This is a genomic window from Novosphingobium resinovorum (assembly GCF_027922145.1).
GTDB classification, from domain to species: domain Bacteria; phylum Pseudomonadota; class Alphaproteobacteria; order Sphingomonadales; family Sphingomonadaceae; genus Novosphingobium; species Novosphingobium resinovorum.
Genome location: NZ_BSFC01000011.1, coordinates 652,593 through 669,891, shown reverse-complemented (window position 1 = coordinate 669,891; position 17,299 = coordinate 652,593). Strand labels below are relative to the sequence as shown.

Annotated in this window: 15 protein-coding genes; 9 read left to right on the top strand and 6 right to left on the bottom strand. The window is 66.9% G+C overall.

What is annotated here, in order from left to right; translation table 11 throughout:
• Nucleotides 1–29: 29 nt before the first annotated feature.
• The 3 genes from PKE80_RS08190 to PKE80_RS08180 are packed head-to-tail and all read left to right on the top strand — an operon-like array spanning nucleotide 30 to nucleotide 4,046.
• The gene (locus PKE80_RS08190; RefSeq protein ID WP_036526152.1) at nucleotides 30–1,097 is read left to right on the top strand and encodes a YeiH family protein; all 1,068 of its coding nucleotides are present in this window, start codon (nucleotides 30–32) and stop codon (nucleotides 1,095–1,097) included.
• An 8-nt stretch (nucleotides 1,098–1,105) separates the two neighbouring features.
• A complete protein-coding gene (locus PKE80_RS08185; protein ID WP_271182036.1) occupies nucleotides 1,106–2,566 on the top strand; it encodes a glycerol-3-phosphate dehydrogenase in 1,461 nt (486 codons plus the stop codon).
• Nucleotides 2,567–2,570: 4 nt separating this feature from the next.
• Nucleotides 2,571–4,046 (top strand): FGGY family carbohydrate kinase, encoded by a 1,476-nt coding sequence (locus PKE80_RS08180; RefSeq protein WP_271182035.1) that lies wholly within the window; start codon nucleotides 2,571–2,573, stop codon nucleotides 4,044–4,046.
• Nucleotides 4,047–4,441: 395 nt separating this feature from the next.
• Here the strand turns inward: PKE80_RS08180 and ahpF are convergent, their stop codons facing one another.
• The 4 genes from ahpF to aroC all read right to left on the bottom strand — a co-directional run bounded on the left by ahpF (nucleotide 4,442) and on the right by aroC (nucleotide 8,769).
• The gene (gene ahpF, locus PKE80_RS08175) at nucleotides 4,442–6,043 is read right to left on the bottom strand and encodes an alkyl hydroperoxide reductase subunit F (protein WP_271182034.1); all 1,602 of its coding nucleotides are present in this window, start codon (nucleotides 6,041–6,043) and stop codon (nucleotides 4,442–4,444) included.
• Between the two features lie 194 nt (nucleotides 6,044–6,237).
• Nucleotides 6,238–6,804 (bottom strand): alkyl hydroperoxide reductase subunit C, encoded by a 567-nt coding sequence (ahpC, locus tag PKE80_RS08170; protein WP_008831739.1) that lies wholly within the window; start codon nucleotides 6,802–6,804, stop codon nucleotides 6,238–6,240.
• A 293-nt stretch (nucleotides 6,805–7,097) separates the two neighbouring features.
• A complete protein-coding gene (locus PKE80_RS08165; RefSeq protein ID WP_271182033.1) occupies nucleotides 7,098–7,556 on the bottom strand; it encodes a YaiI/YqxD family protein in 459 nt (152 codons plus the stop codon).
• Between the two features lie 133 nt (nucleotides 7,557–7,689).
• Entirely contained in the window at nucleotides 7,690–8,769 is a 1,080-nt protein-coding gene (gene aroC, locus PKE80_RS08160) for a chorismate synthase (protein WP_271182032.1), read from the bottom strand.
• Nucleotides 8,770–8,925: 156 nt separating this feature from the next.
• Here aroC and PKE80_RS08155 point away from each other — a divergent pair, with 156 nt between their 5' ends.
• The 4 genes from PKE80_RS08155 to PKE80_RS08140 all read left to right on the top strand — a co-directional run bounded on the left by PKE80_RS08155 (nucleotide 8,926) and on the right by PKE80_RS08140 (nucleotide 10,833).
• Nucleotides 8,926–9,246 carry an antibiotic biosynthesis monooxygenase family protein gene (locus tag PKE80_RS08155; protein ID WP_008830561.1) on the top strand — a complete coding sequence of 107 codons (321 nt, stop codon included), beginning with the start codon at nucleotides 8,926–8,928 and terminating at the stop codon, nucleotides 9,244–9,246.
• A gap of 111 nt (nucleotides 9,247–9,357) precedes the next feature.
• Entirely contained in the window at nucleotides 9,358–9,705 is a 348-nt protein-coding gene (locus PKE80_RS08150) for an arsenate reductase (RefSeq protein ID WP_271182149.1), read from the top strand.
• Between the two features lie 40 nt (nucleotides 9,706–9,745).
• Entirely contained in the window at nucleotides 9,746–10,321 is a 576-nt protein-coding gene (pnuC, locus tag PKE80_RS08145) for a nicotinamide riboside transporter PnuC (RefSeq protein ID WP_008830559.1), read from the top strand.
• On the top strand, nucleotides 10,318–10,833 hold the full coding sequence (locus tag PKE80_RS08140) for an AAA family ATPase (protein ID WP_271182031.1): 516 nt from the start codon (nucleotides 10,318–10,320) through the stop codon (nucleotides 10,831–10,833). The genes pnuC and PKE80_RS08140 overlap by 4 nt, the downstream gene beginning before the upstream one ends.
• 133 nt (nucleotides 10,834–10,966) lie before the next feature.
• On the opposite strand, the gene ubiG is transcribed toward PKE80_RS08140, so the two are convergent.
• Nucleotides 10,967–11,716 carry a bifunctional 2-polyprenyl-6-hydroxyphenol methylase/3-demethylubiquinol 3-O-methyltransferase UbiG gene (ubiG, locus tag PKE80_RS08135; protein ID WP_271182030.1) on the bottom strand — a complete coding sequence of 250 codons (750 nt, stop codon included), beginning with the start codon at nucleotides 11,714–11,716 and terminating at the stop codon, nucleotides 10,967–10,969.
• Nucleotides 11,717–11,799: 83 nt separating this feature from the next.
• Between ubiG and PKE80_RS08130 the strand changes: the two genes are divergently transcribed.
• Nucleotides 11,800–13,059: an aspartate kinase gene (locus PKE80_RS08130; protein ID WP_417629276.1), complete on the top strand. Its 1,260-nt coding sequence runs from the start codon at nucleotides 11,800–11,802 to the stop codon at nucleotides 13,057–13,059.
• A gap of 185 nt (nucleotides 13,060–13,244) precedes the next feature.
• Nucleotides 13,245–15,536, top strand: a complete 2,292-nt coding sequence (locus tag PKE80_RS08125) for a glycoside hydrolase family 3 N-terminal domain-containing protein (RefSeq protein WP_271182029.1) — start codon at nucleotides 13,245–13,247, stop codon at nucleotides 15,534–15,536.
• A 185-nt stretch (nucleotides 15,537–15,721) separates the two neighbouring features.
• Here the strand turns inward: PKE80_RS08125 and PKE80_RS08120 are convergent, their stop codons facing one another.
• Nucleotides 15,722–17,245 carry a catalase gene (locus tag PKE80_RS08120; RefSeq protein WP_271182028.1) on the bottom strand — a complete coding sequence of 508 codons (1,524 nt, stop codon included), beginning with the start codon at nucleotides 17,243–17,245 and terminating at the stop codon, nucleotides 15,722–15,724.
• Between the last annotated feature and the right edge of the window lie 54 nt (nucleotides 17,246–17,299).

Genomic DNA, 17,299 nt, shown 5'->3' with positions numbered 1-17,299 from the left:
AGAGAGATGCGGCGAAAGGACGGGGACCAGTGAGCGCAGAACACGCAGGCGACCTTTACGGCGAGATGTTCCTCGCCCAGCTCGACGGCCCCGCCGCGAAGCCGAGCCGTATAGAGATATGGAAGACGCTCTGGCCGGGCCTCGCCATCTGCGGCATCGCCAGCATCGCCGCCGCCTGGCTTTCCGAGCACTACGGCGCGCCGATCATCCTGATGGGCCTGCTGATCGGCCTCGCCTTGAACTTCGTGACCAGCGAGAAGCGCACGCATCCGGGGCTCGATTTCGCCTCCAAGGCCTGTCTGCGCTGGGGTATCGTCGTGCTCGGCACGCAAGTGACCTTGGCGCAGATCGTGGCGCTCGGCCCGGTGCCGTTCCTGGCGCTGCTGATGGTCATGGCCGCCGCGATGGGCGCCGCGCTGCTGGTGGCGCGGGCGACCGGTGCCTCGACCGCGATCGGCATCCTTGCGGGCGGCGCGACGGCGATCTGCGGGGCCTCCGCCGCACTGGCGCTGTTCGGCGTGCTGGGGGCGAAGCGGATCAGCCAGGCGCAGTTCGCGCTGACCCTCGTGGTTATCTCGATGGCGAGCGCGATCGCCATGTCGTTCTATCCGCCGCTCGCAGGGCTGATGCACCTCGACGACCGGCAGGCGGGGTTCCTGATCGGCGCCTCGATTCACGACGTCGCGCAGGCGATCGGCGGCGGCTATGCCTATTCGGACATTGCCGGAAGCTACGCCACCATCGTCAAGCTGAGCCGCGTGGCGCTGCTAGCGCCGATCGTCGCGGTCGTCTCGCTGATGTACACGGACGAGGATGCCGGGGAGCGGCACTGGATCCGGAAACTTGCGATGCCCTGGTTCATTACCCTGTTTCTGGCGGTGGTGGTGCTCAATTCGCTGGTGACGATCCCGGCCTTCGTGGTCCACCTGAACCTGACGCTGTCGAAGACGCTGCTGCTGCTGGCGGTGACCGCCACCGCGATGCGCTCGCGCCTCGATCTGGTGATGCAGATGGGCTGGCGCGCGGCGATGCCGGTGGTGGCGGCGACTTTGGCCTCGCTGGTGGTCGCCACGGCCTTCAGCATGATGATCTTGTGAGTGTGTGAATGACTGAAATCTACGACATCGCGATCATCGGCGGCGGCGTGAACGGCTGCGGCATCGCGCGCGATGCCGCCGGGCGCGGGGCGAAGGTGCTGGTGCTGGAGCAGGGCGACCTGGCCGGCGGCACCTCGTCCGCCTCGACCAAGCTGATCCACGGGGGCCTGCGCTATCTGGAGCACTACGAGTTCGCCCTCGTGCGCGAGGCGCTGACCGAGCGGGAGCGGTTGTGGCGGATCGCCCCACACATCATCCACCCGATGCGCTTCGTGTTGCCGCATGTGAAAGGCCTGCGCCCGCGCTGGCTGCTGCGCCTCGGCCTGTTCCTCTACGACTACATCGGCGGCCGCAAGGCGCTGCCCGCGACCGAGTCCATAGACCTGCACCGGCACCCGGCGGGCAAGCCGCTCAAGCCGGGGTTCGGCAAGGCTTTCGTCTATTCCGACGGCTGGGTGGACGATGCGCGACTGGTGGTGCTCAATGCCCGCGACGCGGCGGACCGGGGCGCGACGATCCTGACCCGCACCGGCGTAGAGAAGCTGGAGCGCGACGGCGGCGTCTGGACCATCTCCACGTCCGGCGGCACGTTCCGCGCGAAGGCGGTGGTGAACGCGGCCGGGCCATCGGCGCTCGACCTCGTCGGCCGCGCCGGTGAGCGCACCAAGCGCGCGATGCGGCTGGTACGCGGCTCGCACATCGTCGTGCCGCGCCTGTTCGAGCATCCTTACGCCTACTTCTTCCAGATCCCCGACGGGCGCATCTTCTTCGCGATCCCCTACCAGCACGACTTCACCCTGATCGGCACCACCGACCGCGACCACACCGGCCCGCTGAGCGAGGTGAAGGCGAGCGAGGAGGAGATCGCTTACTTGTGCGAGGCGGCCAACGCCTACTTCGCCAAGTCGATCACCCCGGCCGATGTGGTGTGGACTTATTCCGGCGTGCGCCCACTGGTGGACGACGGTTCCGGCAAGCCCGAGGCGGCGACGCGCGGCTACGACTTCGACCTCGATCTGGACGGGGAGGGCGGCGCGCCGTTCCTCTCGGTGTTCGGCGGCAAGATCACGACCTATCGCCATCTCGCCAAGGATGCGGTGGAGAAGCTGCAGCCGCTGGTCCCGGCGCTGTCCGGCAAGGACTGGACCGCCACCGCGCCGCTCCCCGGCGGCGATTTCGCGATGGGCGCGATCGATGCGCTGAAGGCCGACCTCGCGCGCGAATACCCGCGCCTCGATGCGGCGACGGTGGACCGCGTGGCGCAGGCCTATGGCACCAGGGCGCGCGATTGGCTGGCGATGGACCCCGGCGAGGACTTCGGCCACGGCCTGACCGGCGCGGAAGTCGATTACCTCAAGGCCAACGAGTGGGCGCTGACGGCCGAGGACGTGCTGTGGCGCCGCACGAAGCTGGGCCTCAGGCTCGACGCGGCACAAGCCGCGCGACTGCAAACATACATGGGTGAGTGAGCACGTGAACGGCGAACACATTCTGGTCCTCGACGAAGGGACCACCTCGACGCGGGCGATCGTCTACGGCGCGGACGGCAGGGTCCTGCACGTCGCGCAGAAGGAACTGACGCAGCATTATCCCGCCCCCGGCCGCGTCGAGCACGATGCCGCCGAGATGTGGGACAAGACCCTCGCCTGCGCGCGCGAGGTCATCGGCAAGGTGGGCGGCGCGGACCGCATCGCCGCGCTCGGCATCACCAACCAGCGCGAGACCGTGGTGGCCTGGGATCGCCAGACCGGCGAGCCGATCACCCGCGCCATCGTCTGGCAGGACCGCCGCACGGCCGAGATGTGCGCCACGCTGCGGGATGGCGGGCATGAGACCATGCTGCAGGAGCGGACGGGCCTCGTCGTCGATCCGTACTTCTCCGGGACCAAGATGCGCTGGGTGCTCGACAACGTGCCCGAGGCGCGCGAACTGGGCGAGCGGCTGGCGCTGGGCACGGTGGAGAGCTGGCTGGTCTGGAAGCTGACCGGGGGCTTGCATGTCACCGATGCCAGCAACGCCAGCCGTACGCAGCTGATGGCGCTGGACGGCGCGGATTGGGACGACGACCTGCTCGGCCTGTTCGGGGTGCCGCGCAGTGCGCTGGGCCGGATCGTCGATACGGCGGGGACGGTGGGCACTTGCGATCCCGAACTACTCGGCGCGCCGATCCCGATCAGCGGGCTTGCGGGCGACCAGCAAGCGGCGACGATCGGCCAGCACTGCCTCAAGGCGGGTGAGACCAAGGCCACTTTCGGCACCGGCGCCTTCATCCTCACCAACATGGGCGAGACCTTGCCGCGTTCCTCGCATCGGCTGCTCGGCACCGTGCTGTGCCAGCAGGACGGGCGGCGGACATATGCGCTGGAAGGCTCGATCTTCGTGGCGGGGAGCCTCATCAAGTGGCTGCGCGACGAACTCGGCGTGATCCGGACGGCGGGGGAGAGCGAGACGCTCGCCCGCGCGGTGGCGGACAATGGCGGGGTGTTGTTCCTGCCCGCGCTGGCCGGGCTGGGCGCGCCGCACTGGCAGCCGGATGCCAAGGGCGTCGTCACCGGGCTCACGCAAGGGACCAGCCGGGCGCATATCGTGCGCGCGGCGATGGAATCGATGGCGCACCAGTGCCACGACCTGCAGGCCGCCTTCGCCGCCGACGGCGCGGCCTGGACCTCGCTGCGCATCGACGGCGGGATGAGCGCCAACGACTGGATGGCGCAGGATCTGGCCGACGTGCTCGCGCTGCCGGTTGAGCGGCCTGCGGATATCGAGACGACCGCTCTGGGCGCGGCGATGCTGGCGGGGGTCGGGGTTGGACTCCATGCTTCGCTGGAGGATGCGGTGGCGATGGGCAGCGCTTCGAAGCGGTTCGCGCCGGATATGGACGGGGCGGTTCGCTCGGGGCGTATCGCGATGTGGGAGGCGGGGCTGAGGCGGCATATCGACGGGGTTTGAGCGCTCGCTTTTATCCCTCCAGTCATTCCCGCGAAGGCGGGAACCCAGCTGATGCCGGTGCAACAGGAACCGTCACGAGATGGGTCCCCGCCTTCGCGGGGATGACGAAGTTTTTAGTGGGTACGTCGTCCCGGACTTGCTCCGGGACCGCTGGCCGTGAACGGCCCACGTTGCAGCGCGCGCCTGCGAGCTATCGCCTCAAGATATGCCAGCGGTCCCGGATCAAGTCCGGGACGACGACGAGTACTGCGGGGGCTTCGACAAGCTCAGCCTGAGCGGAATGGAGAGAACACCTCTAAAACCGCTCAGGCTGAGCTTGTCGAAGCCCCATCCGTACACGAAAAACGGGCGGGAATCCTACGATCCCCGCCCGCCTCTCGTTGGAACTTTTAAGCTCAGGCCGCCTGCTGAGCCGCCTGCGCGATCTCCTCGGGAGCCTCGTTCCGGATCAGGTAATCGAATGCGGAAAGCGCCGCCTTCGATCCCTCGCCCATGGCGATGATGATCTGCTTGTAAGGCACCGTGGTCACGTCGCCTGCCGCGAACACGCCGGGCAGGTTGGTGGCGGCCTTCTCGTCGATGACGATCTCGCCGCGCGCCGTCAGTTCGACGCCGGAGTCCTTCAGCCATTCGGTGTTGGGCACCAGCCCGATCTGGACGAACACGCCTTCCAACTCGACCTTGTGCTCCTGACCCGAATTGCGATCCTTGTAGACCAGCGCGTTGACCTTCTCGCCGTCGCCTTCGACCTCGGTGGTCTGGGCGCTGGTGAAGATGTCGACGTTCTTCATCGACTTGAGCTTGTCGACCAGGACCTGGTCGGCGCGCAGCTTGGCGTCGAATTCGATCAGCGTCACGTGGCCGACGATGTTGGCAAGGTCGATCGCCGCCTCGACGCCCGAGTTGCCGCCGCCGATCACCGCCACGCGCTTGCCCTTGAACAGCGGGCCGTCGCAGTGCGGGCAATAGGCCACGCCCTTGTTCTTGTACTCGGCCTCGCCGGGCACGCCGAGGTTCCTCCAGCGTGCGCCGGTGGTCAGCACCACCGAGCGGGCTTTCAGCGAAGCGCCGTTGGCGAACACGACTTCGTGATAGCCGCCCACTTCGCTGGCCGGGATCAGCTTTTCGGCGCGCTGCAGGTTCATCACGTCGATGTCGTATTCAGCGACGTGCGATTCCAGCGCGGCGGCGAGCTTGGGGCCTTCGGTGTAGGGAACCGAGATGAAGTTCTCGATGCCCATGGTGTCCTGCACCTGGCCGCCGAAACGCTCGGCCGCGATGCCGGTGCTGAAGCCCTTGCGCGCGGTGTAGACCGACGCGGCGGCACCAGCGGGACCACCGCCGACGACGAGCACCTCGAAAGGCTTCTTCTCGGCCAGCTTGGCGGCGGCCTTGGCGTCGGCGCCGCTGTCGAGCTTGCCGAGGATTTCCTCGATGCTCATCTTGCCCGAACCCCACATCTGCCCATTCAGGAAGACGGCGGGGACGGCCATCACGCCGCGCTCCTCGACTTCGGCCTGGAACGTGCCGCCTTCGATCAGGGTCACGTCGGCGTGCGGGTTGTTGAGCGCGATCAGCGTCAGCGCCTGCACCACGTCGGGGCAGTTGTGGCACGAGAGCGAGAAATACATCTCGAACGTCAGCGAGCCTTCGAGCGCCTTGGCCTGCTCCAGAACTTCGTCCGAGACCTTGGGCGGATGGCCGCCGGTCCACAGCAGGGCGAGGACGAGCGAGGTGAATTCGTGGCCGAGCGGCAGGCCGGCGAAGCGCACCCAGGCGCTGGCGTCGCTGGCGCGGCGGATGATGAAGCTGGGGCGGCGCGCATCGTCGCCGTCGAAAGTGGCGGTGACCTTGTCCGAGAGCGAGGCGATGGTGGTCAGCAGCTCGCGGGTCTCGGTGGACTTTGCGTCATCGCCAAGGGAGGCGACGAGCTCGATCGGCTCGCGCAGCATGCCGAGGTATTGCGAGAGCTGTTGCTTCAGGTTGGCGTCGAGCATGAGTCAGGTTTCCTTTGTTGGGAATCCTCCCTGCGAAGCGGGGAGGGGGACCATCCGAAGGATGGTGGAGGGGGGCGGGGCGGTCCCGTCTGCAATGCGACGTCTGCGGCCCTGCGGCCCGCCCCCTCCGTCAGCCCCTTGCGGGGCTGCCACCTCCCCATGGCCTGCGGCCACGGGGAGGATTTGCAGGGGTCTTAGATCTTGCCGACGAGGTCGAGCGAGGGAGCCAGCGTGGCTTCGCCTTCTTCCCACTTGGCCGGGCAGACCTGGCCGGGGTGCTCGCGCCAGTACTTGGCGGCCTTGATCTTGCGGACCAGTTCCTTGGCGTTGCGGCCCACGCCCTCGGGGGTGATTTCGACCAGCTGGATCACGCCGTCCGGATCGACCACGAAGGTGGCGCGGTCAGCCAGGCCGACGCCTTCGCGCAGCACGCCGAAGTTGTTGGCAAGGTTGTGGTTCTGGTCGCCGAGGAAGGCGTAGGTGCACTTGCCGATGGCGTCCGAGGTGTCGTGCCATGCCTTGTGGCTGAAGTGCGTGTCGGTCGAAACGCCGAACACTTCGACGCCGAGGCCCTGAAGCGTGGCGTATTCGCCGGCGAGGTCTTCCAGCTCGGTCGGGCACACGAAGGTGAAGTCCGCCGGGTAGAAGAAGAACACGGCCCACTTGCCCGCGATGTCGCCTTCGGTGACGTCGAAGAAGTCCTTACCGGCCTGGAAGGCGGTGTTCTTGAACGGCTTGATGGTGCTGCCGACGATACCCATGGATGTAGTTCCCTCAGTTGGGTGGTTGAAACTGGTGAAGTTCAGATAGGCCGGGGGTGTGACGATTGTAAGCACGATGATCCGATTGGGCTCATCGGTTCAGGCGATCAATCGGAGATGGATTGTGCAGCTCTGTCGATGAGATGTGGAAAGCATCGTACCGGTCTGGCCAACTCTCCCTTCATCCTCATTGCGAGCGAAGCGAAGCAATCCAGGGCGGTGTAGGGCCGCCCTGGATTGCTTCGCTTCGCTCGCAATGACGAACTGGGGTTGAAGGCGTCAGCGGTCCCGGATCAAGTCCGGGACGACGACCTCAGCAACCGTACCAGCACTTCGTCCAGCGCCGAGAGGAACCGCGAGCGGTCCTGCTTCGCGAACGGCGGCGGCCCGCCGATGATGTCTCCGCCCGCGCGCAAGTCCGCCATGATCGCGCGGGTGGCGATGGCGCTGCCGATCGAACTGGTGGTGAAAGGCTTGCCGTTGGGAGCAACCACGCTGGCGCCCAGCTTGAGGCAGCGGTCGGCCAGGAGGATATCGGCGGTGATCACCACCGTTGCGGCGTCAGTATTCTCCACGATCCAGTCGTCCGCCGCGTCGAAGGCGTCGCTGACCACCTTGCGGGAAATCAGCGCACTTTGCGGGACGCGGATCGCGCTGTTGCTGACGACGACGACGGGCACCTTGTGGCGGGCGGCGACCTTGTAGGTCTCCTCCTTCACCGGGCAGGCGTCGGCGTCGATCAGGATGCGCATGCAAATCCTCCCTGAGCTTGCTCGGGGAGGGGGACCGCCCACGTAGCGGGTGGTGGAGGGGGAGACGACCCCTCCGTCAGCCCTGCGGGCTGCCACCTCCCCATTGCTTCGCAACAGGGAGGATTCGGCCCACTCAACCGCACTGCCCGCGGTGGAGCAACTTGTGATCGGCCAGCACCAGCGCCATCATCGCCTCGACCACCGGCACGCCGCGGATGCCGACGCAGGGGTCGTGGCGGCCCTTGGTGAACATCTCGGTCGCCTCGCCGGAGCGGTTGATGGTCGCTTGCGGGGTGAGGATCGAACTGGTCGGCTTGAACGCCACGCGGCAGGTCACCGGCTGGCCGGTGGAGATGCCGCCCGCGATGCCGCCCGCGTGGTTCGCCAGAAACTCCGGCGCGCCGTCCGGCCCTTCGGCATTCGGGCGCATCGGGTCGGCGTTCTGCTCGCCGGAGAGGCGTGCGGCCGCAAAGCCGTCGCCGATCTCGACGCCCTTGACCGCGTTGATGCCCATCATCGCCGCCGCGAGGTCGGCGTCGAGCTTGGCGTAGAGCGGGGCGCCCCAGCCTGCGGGCACGCCGCTGGCATAGCATTCCACCACCGCGCCGACCGACGAACCGCTCTTGCGCGCGTCATCGACGATCTTCTCCCAGCGCGCCGCAGCGGCCGCGTCGGGGCAGAAGAACGGGTTGTTGGCGATCTCGGCTTCGTCGAACTTGCCCGGATCGATCATGTCGCCGCCGATCTCGGAGACGTAGGCGAGGATCTTCACTTCGGGGATCACCAGCCGCGCCACCGCGCCCGCCGCCACGCGGCTGGCGGTCTCGCGCGCCGAGGAGCGCCCGCCGCCGCGATAGTCGCGGAAGCCGTACTTGGCGTCGTAGGCGTAGTCGGCATGGCCGGGGCGATAGGCGACGGCGACCTCGGAATAGTCCTTGGAGCGCTGGTCGACGTTCTCGATCATCAGGCTGATCGGGGTGCCTGTCGTCCTGCCTTCGAAAACGCCCGAGAGGATGCGGACCTGGTCCGGCTCCTGCCGCTGCGTGGTGAACTTCGACTGGCCGGGACGGCGCGCGTCGAGGAAGGGCTGGATCACGCCCTCGTCGATGGCGAGGCCCGGCGGGCACCCGTCGACGACGGCGCCGATGGCGGGTCCGTGGCTCTCACCCCAGGTGGTGAAGCGGAAGAGGCGGCCGAAGCTGTTCATGCTCATGGTGCCTCGCGCCTTGTCGGGAATCGCGCGATTTGTCCAGTGGAGCGCTGATTGTGGTCGAAGCGGCTGCGATCTTCCCGAAGCGGGACAAATCGCAAGTCACAATGGCGCTTTTGATCACTTGTACAACCGATTGCGGCGATGCAGGGAGCGCAAATGTTCCTTGTCCTTTTCCGCAACCGCAAGCGCGCCGACATCGACGTTGACGCTTATATCCACGACGCCGTCGCCATGGAGGCGATGGCCGCCGAGCAGCCGGGATTCCTGTTGTTCCGCAGCTATACGGCGGACGACGGCGAAGTGCTGTCGATGTCGGAATGGGAGAGCGCGGAGCACGCCGCCGCCTGGGCGCGCAATGCCGAGCATCTCATGGTCCAGCGTCGCGGCATGAAGGAATATTACGAGAGCTACACGCTCTACACGTGCGACATGCCCAAGGTGCAGCGCTTCGACATGAAGGCAAGGCTGCCGGGCTGATCGGCCCCATGTTCTTGCCGGTATGCATCGCGCGCGGCTTGGTGTATCGCCGCGCGTGAAGCAGGCTCCTTACCGTAACTTGTGCCTGCGTTTCAGGGCGATAGGTACGGCATGGCGATCGAGTTCTACGGCATCCCCAACTGCGACACGGTGAAGAAGGCGCGTGTCTGGCTTGACGCGAAGGGGATCGCGTACACGTTCCACGACTACAAGAAGGAAGGCGCGGACCCGGAAAAGCTCGCGGCGTGGATCGACGCCGCCGGGCTCGACAAGGTGCTGAACCGCGCCGGGACCACCTTCCGCAAGCTGCCCGATGCCGACAAGGCCGACCTCGACGCCGAGAAGGCGACTGCGCTGATGGCCGCCAATCCCAGCATGATCAAGCGGCCTGTGGTGGAATATCCCGGCGGCATCCTCGTCGGCTTCAAGGAGCCGGAATGGGCGGCGGCGTTCGTCTGAGCGGGGGCCTGATTCGGGGACTGTTTCGGGGGCCGGGGCAATGAACACCGTCGAATGGATCGCGGCCGCGCTCGGTCTTGCCAACATTGCGCTGCTGGTGCGGCGCAGCGTGTGGAACTATCCGTTCGGCATGGCCATGGTGGCGCTCTATGTCGCCGTGTTCTTCGAGGCGAAGCTCTACGGAGAGGCGGGGCTGCAGGTCTTCTTCTTCGTGGCGCAGGGGTGGAGCTGGGTGCTCTGGCTGCGCGCGGCGAAGACCGGCGGCGAGGGCGACGACCGCGTGCCCGTTCGCCTGCTGAGCAACCTCAGCCGCGTCGTCTGGCTGACGGCGACGGCGGCGCTGGCGCTCAACCTCGGCTGGGTGATGCACCGCTTTACCGACGCCTCGCTGCCTTACGCCGACACCGCGATTGCCGGGGCCAGCATCGCCGCGCAGATCCTGCTCGCGTTTCGCCGCATCGAGAACTGGGTCTTGTGGATCGCCGTCGATATCGCGTCCATCGCAGTCTACGTTCACAAGGACTTGTGGGCGACGGCGGGGCTTTACGTCGTATTTCTCCTGATGTCGGTGCTGGCCTTGCGGGAATGGATCGTCGCCTACAGGACGCAGGCATGAAGACCGTCTGCCTCCACGGCGCCGAGAGCACCGGCAAGTCGGTGCTGTGCGAGCGCCTGCTCGTCACGCGCGGCTGGCCTTTTGTGCCGGAGTATGGCCGCACCTATTGCGAAGAGAACGGCATCGACCTGACGATGACGGACCTTCTCGTCATCGCCGAGGGGCAGGCCCGGCACAATCGCCGGGCGCTGTCTGACGATGACGGTGCGCCGGTCCTGTTGTTCGACACCGACCAGCTGATGACCGCCGCCTGGGCGCAGATGCTGTTCGGCGAAGTGCCCGAAGCCCTGCTGGCCTATCCCAAGGCCGACCTCTACCTGCTGTTCGAGCCCGATGTGCCCTGGCAGGAGGACGGCACCCGCTTTTTCGGGACCGATGACACCCGCGCCCGCTTCGCCGCGCTGGCCGAGGACATGCTGGTGCGTGCCGGGGTGACCTTCGTGCGCATCGCCGGAACCTGGGCCGAGCGTGAGGCGAAGGCCGTGGCGGCGATCGAGGGGGTGCTGGGGTAAGGTCCCCAAATCCTCCCTGTCGCGAAGCGATGGGGAGGGGGACCGCTCGCGTAGCGAGTGGTGGAGGGGGAGAAGCCCCTCCGTCAGCCCTGCGGGCTGCCACCTCCCCATTCCTTCGGAACAGGGAGGATGCTTACTTCTTCCGCGCCGTCGCGATGAAGTTCAGCGCCAGATCGTCTGACAGGTGCAGCCCCTTGAGCGGCGACCATGCGATCCCGCGCGGCGTACCCAGTTCCAGCCCGGCGCCATCCGCAAGCTCGCGCAGTTCCTCAGGCGTCACGAACTGGCTCCATTCGTGCGTTCCCTTCGGCACATGGCCGAGCCGCTCCGCCGCCTCCACCAGCAGCACGCGCGAGCGGGCGGTGCGGTTAGGGCACGATAGGATCATCAACCCGTCGTCCGCCAACGCAGCGGACAGGTCACCGATGAAGGTGGCCTTGTCGGTGACATGCTCGATCACTTCCAGCGAGCAGACGAGGTCGTAGCCCGTCAGGCCCAGCGATCCCAGTTCGCCCGCGCGGTAGTCGATCGCCAGCCCGCCCGCCTCGGCATGGGCGCGCGCGGCGGCGGCGTTTTCGGGTGCGGCGTCCACGCCCGTCACCGCCGCGCCCATGCGCGCCAGCGGCTCGCACAGCAGCCCCGCGCCGCATCCGGCGTCGAGCGCGCGCTTGCCCGCCAGCGGCCTGAGCCCGCGCGAATCGGTGCCGAAATGTCCGTCGATCGCCTCGCGGATGAAGCCCAGGCGCACCGGGTTCAGCTTGTGCAGCATCGCCGAAGTGCCCTTCGGATCCCACCACTCGGCGGCGAGGGCGCCGAAGTGCGCGGCCTCCTTCGGATCGATTGTTGCGCGCGAAGCGGGAAGAGAGGCAGTTGCATTGTCCATGATCCCCCCCTAACAGCGCCGCCGACTCTTATCCACACTCGCGCACTCCGCGCGGGTCTTTTACGCAGGGGAGCAACGGCGCCTTGGCACGTATCGTGATGAAATTCGGCGGCACTTCCATGGCCGGGTCCGAGCGCATCCGGCGCGTGGCGGGTATCGTCAAACGCCAGCAGGAAGCCGGGCACGAAGTGGCCGTGGTCGTCTCCGCGATGGCGGGCGAGACCGACCGCCTCGTCAACTTCTGCCGTGAAGCCGATGCGCTCTACGATCCGGCCGAATACGACGTCGTGGTCGCCTCGGGCGAGCAGGTCACGTCCGGCCTGCTGGCGCTGACGCTGCAGTCGATGGGCTGCAAGGCGCGCTCGTGGCTGGGCTGGCAGGTGCCGATCAAGACCGACGACGCCCACGCCAAGGCCCGCATCGAGGATATCGACGCCGAGGCGCTGATCGCCTCGATGGCATCGGGCCAGATCGCGGTGATCCCGGGCTTTCAGGGTGTCTCGCCGGAAAATCGCGTGACCACGCTGGGGCGCGGCGGCTCGGATACTTCGGCGGTGGCCGTGGCGGCGGCGGTGAAGGCCGACCGCTGCGACATCTACACCGACGTCGACGGCGTCTACACCACCGACCCGCGCATCGTCGCCAAGGCGCGCAAGCTGCCACTGGTGACTTATGAGGAAATGCTGGAACTGGCCTCGGTCGGCTCCAAGGTGCTGCAGACCCGCTCGGTCTCCCTCGCCATGAAGGAGAACGTGCGCGTGCAGGTGCTGTCCTCGTTCATCGACGAGAACGCGCCCGCCGCCGATACCATCCCCGGAACCCTGATCGTCAGTGACGAAGAGCTTGAAGGAAGCGACATGGAACGCCAGCTGATCACCGGCATCGCCGCCGACAAGAACGAAGCCAAGATCACCCTGACCCGCATCGCCGACCGTCCGGGCGCGGTGGCGTCGATCTTCGCGCCGCTCGCGGATTCGAACATCAACGTCGACATGATCATCCAGAACGTCGCCAAGGACAAAGGCGAGACCGACGTGACCTTCACGGTCCCGCAGGCCGATCTCGCCCGCGCGCAGGCGCTGCTGGAAGAGCGCAAGGAGGCCATCGGCTACTACCGCATGATCGCCGAGGGCAATGTGGCGAAGATCAGCGTCGTAGGCGTGGGCATGCGCAGCCACGCGGGCGTCGCGGCGACAATGTTCAAGACGCTGGCCGATCGCGGCATCAACATCATCGCCATCTCGACCAGCGAGATCAAGGTCTCGGTCCTGATCGACACCGATGAGACCGAACTGGCCGTGCGCGTGCTGCACACCGCTTACGGGCTCGACGCGGCCGCCTGATCGCGGCGCTCTCGCGTACCGGCGAAGGATTAGAGAAAGGCGGCGCGGCAAGCGCCGCCTCTTTTCGTTTCCGCTATCCGCGCGTCGGATACAGCGCTGTCAAATACGCGAAACCGCGATAGTGCGCGTGCACAAGTATGCTGATCAGCATTCCAATGGAGTAATCGACCTTGCGCCTTTCCCGAATGGTACTCGCTTTGGCCCTGACGTCGTCGCTCGTTCCGCTGGCGGCCACGCCGGTCGTGGCCAAGCAGGCGAAAGTCGTGACAGAGGCGGAAGCACGCGAGCGCGCGGAGGCGATGCTGCAGCGGATGACGCTGGAGGAGAAGGCGGGCCAGCTCGTCCAGTACTTCGACTTCGGCGGCGCTACCGTGGCGAATCCGAAGGCGACGGCGGTGAACATCGACGCCGCGATCGCGAAGGGCGAGGTCGGCTCGATGCTGTTCGTCACCGATCCGGTCCGCATCAACGCGCTGCAGGAACTGGCGGTGAAGAAGACCCGCCTCGGCATTCCGCTGCTGATCGGCTACGACGTGATCCACGGGTTGCACACGATCATGCCGGTGCCGATCGCGATGGCCGCGTCGTGGGACCCGGCGACGGCCGAGCGCGGCCAGGCCGTCGCGGCATCGGAAGCGCGCGCGGTGGGCATCAACTGGACCTTCGCGCCGATGGTCGACATCACCATGGACCCGCGCTGGGGCCGCATGGTCGAGGGCGCGGGCGAGGACCCGGTGCTCGGCGCGGCGATGGCGGCGGCACAGGTGCGCGGCTTCCAGGGCGGGGCCATCGGCACGCCGGGCCACGTGCTGTCCGGCCCCAAGCATTTCGTCGGCTACGGCGCCTCGTTCGGCGGGCGTGACTACGACGAGGTGGACTTGTCGGAAAACCAGCTGCGCAACACTTACCTGCCGCCGTTCAAGGCCGCGCTCGATGCGGGCGCGGGCAATATCATGAGCGCCTACATGGGCCTCAACGGCGTTCCGGCGGCGGCGAACAAGTGGCTGCTGACCGACGTGCTGCGCAAGGAATGGGGCTTCAAGGGCTTCGTCGTCAGCGATGCCAACGGCGTCGATTCGCTGGAGAAGCAGGGCATGGCGGGCAGCCCGAAGCAGGCCGCCGTGCGCGCGCTGGAGGCGGGCATGGACCTTGCGATGACGGTGCCGAGCAACCCCTCGCCGATGCTGTCGCTGATCGACGCGGTGAAGAACGGCGAAGTGGCCGAAAGCGCGCTCGACGGCCCGGTGCTGCGTCTGCTCGAGGCCAAGTATCGCCTTGGCCTGTTCGACAAGCCTTATGTCGATCCCAAGGCGGTGCCCAGGACCTTCGACGATCCCGCGCACCGCGAAGTCGCGCGGATCGCGGCCGAGCGGTCGGCGGTGCTGCTGGCCAATGCGGGCGGGCTGCTGCCGCTGGACCGCAGCAAGCTCAAGTCGGTGGCGGTGATCGGGCCGCTCGGCGATGCGGGCCACGACATGCTCGGCCCCTGGGTGTTCTCCTCCAACAAGCCGGAGGGCGTCAGCGTCCTTGTAGGCCTGCGCGCCAAGCTGGGTGCGGGCGTGAAGGTCGAATATGCGACCGGAACGGCATGGCCGACCCGCAAGAACCCCTCCTTCTTCGACGCGATGAACAAGCCCGGCGAGCATCCCGCGATCGACGAGAAGGCGGAACTGGCCAGGGCGATCGCGCTTGCGAAGCAGTCGGACGTCGCGGTCATGGTGCTGGGCGAGGCGCAGAACATGGCGGGCGAATTCGCCTCGCGATCGGACCTGAAGTTGCCGGGCCGTCAGCAGGAACTGCTCGACGCGGTGATCGCCACCGGAAAGCCGGTCGTCGTGGTGCTGGTCAACGGCCGTCCGCTCAGCCTCGGCGATGCGAAGCCCGGCGCGGTGCTGGAGGCGTGGTATCCCGGCTCCGAGGGCGGCAATGCCGTCGCCAACCTGCTGCTCGGTGATGCGAACCCCGGCGGCAAGCTGCCCTTCAGCTGGATCCGCAGCGCGGCACAGGCGCCTTACACTTACGCCTACCTGCCCTCGCACCAGCCCGGAAGCGCCGACAAGCGCTACTGGAACGAGGACAATTCGCCGACCTGGCCCTTCGGTCACGGCCTGAGCTATACCACGTTCGCTTACGGCAAGCTGGCGGTGGACCGCGCCTCGGTGAAGCTGGGCGAGCCGGTCACGGTGTCGTTCGACCTCACCAACACCGGCAAGCGTGCGGGCGACGAGGTGGCGCAGCTCTACATTCACCAGCGCGTGGGCACGTCCTCGCGTCCGGTGCGCCAGCTCAAGAAGTTCGCCCGCGTCGCCCTCGCGCCGGGCGAGACGAAGCACATGCAGTTCACGCTGACGGCCGACGACCTGCGCTACTGGAGCGCGGCGACCAAGGGCTGGGTGCAGGACGACAGCGCCTTCGACGTGTGGGTCGGCGGCGATTCGAAGGCTGACATGGCGACGACCTTCACGGTGGCGAAGTAGAACACCGACCCTTTGACAGTCATTCCCGCGAAGGCGGGAACCCATCTCCGGTTCTCTCGTGTTGCACGGTCATCAGATGGGTCCCCGCCTTCGCGGGGATGACTGTTAAAGGGTGACGGAACAATCACGAAAAAGGCCCCGTGCGCGGACATCCGCACACGGGGCCTTTTCATTCGGCCGTCAGGTCAATCCGCCAGTTCGGGCACCGGCGAGAGTTCCGCGCTCACGCTCATCCCCAGCGCAGCCGCCACGCCTGTACCGTAAGCCGGATCGCAGCGGGTGGCGTTGTCGATGTGGCGCTGCTTGATGAAGTCCGGCGCGTCGCCCATGGCGCGGGCGGTGTTGCCGAACAGGCGCTCCTTCTGCGCATCGTCCATCAGCTGGAACAGCGCGCGCGGCTGGCTGTAGTAGTCGTCGTCATCCTCGCGGAAGTTCCAGAAGTCGGCAGCGCCCGAGAGGCGCAGCGGCGGTTCGCGGAATTCGGGCTGGCCCTGCCACTGGTCGAACGAGTTCGGGTGGTAGTGCAGCAGTCCGCCGTAGTTCCCGTCGACCCGGCCCTGGCCGTCGCGGTGGTTGTTGAACACCGGGCAGCGCGCCGCGTTCACCGGGATCTGGTGGTGGTTGACCCCCAGACGATACCGCTGCGCGTCCGAATAGGCGAACAGGCGTGCCTGCAGCATCTTGTCGGGCGAGACGCCGATGCCGGGGACGAGGTTGGACGGGCTGAAGGCGCTCTGCTCCACGTCCGCGAAGAAGTTCTCCGGGTTGCGGTTCAGTTCCATCATGCCGACCTCGATCAGCGGATAGACCTTCTGCGACCAGACCTTGGTGAGATCGAAGGGGTGGAAACCGCAGGTCTCGGCCTCGGCCTCGTCCATGATCTGGACCATGACCTTCCACTTCGGGAACTCGCCGCGCTCGATCGCCTCGTAGAGATCGCGCTGGTTGCTCTCGCGGTCGCCGGCGACGACTTCGGCGGCTTCGGCGTCGGTCAGGTGCGCGTGGCCCTGCTGGGTCTTGAAGTGCCACTTCACCCAGAACCGCTCGCCCGCCTCGTTGTAGAACGAATAGGTGTGGCTGGAGAAGCCGTCCATGTGGCGGTACGACTTGGGGATGCCGCGATCGCCCATCACGTAGGTGACCTGATGGAAGGCTTCGGGCAGCAGGGTCCAGAAGTCCCAGTTGTTCTGCGCGCTGCGCATGTTGGTGCGCGGATCGCGCTTCACCGCCTTGTTGAGATCGGCGAAGTGGCGGGGATCACGCACGAAGAAGACCGGCGTGTTGTTGCCGACCATGTCCCAGTTGCCTTCCTCGGTGTAGAACTTCACCGCGAAGCCGCGAATGTCGCGCTCGGCATCGGCCGCGCCGCGCTCTCCGGCCACGGTGGTGAAGCGGGCGAACAGCTCGGTCTGCTTGCCCTTTTCGGCGAGGAACTTCGCGCGGGTGTACTTCGAGACGTCACCGGTGACGGTGAAGGTGCCGAATGCGCCCGAACCCTTGGCGTGCATGCGACGCTCGGGGATCACTTCGCGGTTGAGGTTGGCCAGCTTCTCGATCAGCCAGACGTCCTGCATCAGCAGCGGGCCGCGCGGCCCGGCGGTGTAGGAGTTGGAGTTGTCGACGACCGGCGCGCCGAACTGCGTGGTCAGCGGGGTAGCGGCGCCGTGGCCGTAAGGGCACTTGGGCTCGTCTGAGTTGGATCCGTGCATGTCGGCTCTCCTTTGGTCATGGGCCTGTGGTCATGGATTGGCGTGTGCTGCCCT